We start from the raw sequence: 448 nt of genomic DNA, 5'->3' as shown, positions 1-448 counted from the left end.
AGACACGATGATACTGTGCCGATGTGAGAGAGTAATCGCTGCAGAGATCCGCCAGGCTGTCGCTCAGGCGGCGGGGCCGGCTGAAATCAACCGCGTCAAGGCAATCACCCGGTGTGGAATGGGGCGGTGCCAGGGGAGATATTGCGGCTTTGCCTTGCAAAGCCTCCTATCGTCACTCACCAACAAGGGTGCAGGTAATGTCGGGCGGTTGCGCGCCCAAGCCCCGGTCCGGCCGATTCCGTTGGTCGCAGCCGACAGCGGGTCAAATGATGGAAAAATTTGATGTCATCGTCATCGGCGCAGGATTGTTTGGCACCTTTACCGCCTTCTTCCTAAGACGGCGGGGCCTCAACGTCGCGGTTGTCGATCGCGGCTTTGTGGGTGCACAGTCCAGTGGCGCAAACTTCGGAAACCTTCGGCTTCAAGGACGCGCAGCGCTACAGTATCC

Annotated in this window: 2 protein-coding genes; both read left to right on the top strand. The window is 59.4% G+C overall.

Features of this window, described 5'->3' with window-relative positions; translation table 11 throughout:
- Positions 1-7: 7 nt before the first annotated feature.
- Positions 8-283, top strand: a complete 276-nt coding sequence (locus EN750_RS38715; protein ID WP_245482966.1) for a (2Fe-2S)-binding protein — start codon at positions 8-10, stop codon at positions 281-283.
- The coding region (locus tag EN750_RS38710; RefSeq protein WP_348629652.1) for an FAD-dependent oxidoreductase at positions 198-448 on the top strand (251 nt) is incomplete at its 3' end. The genes EN750_RS38715 and EN750_RS38710, both read left to right, overlap by 86 nt.

Origin of the sequence: Mesorhizobium sp. M7A.F.Ca.ET.027.03.2.1, assembly GCF_003999175.1 — a bacterium.
Classification (GTDB): domain Bacteria; phylum Pseudomonadota; class Alphaproteobacteria; order Rhizobiales; family Rhizobiaceae; genus Mesorhizobium.
The sequence above is the reverse complement of the archived record's forward strand: the minus strand, read 5'-3'. Positions and strand labels throughout refer to the sequence as shown.

What these genes read in the sequence shown, in the direction of transcription:
- EN750_RS38715 (WP_245482966.1), top strand. Translation starts at nt 8, where the DNA reads ATGATACTGTGCCGATGTGAGAGAGTAATCGCTGCAGAGATCCGCCAG.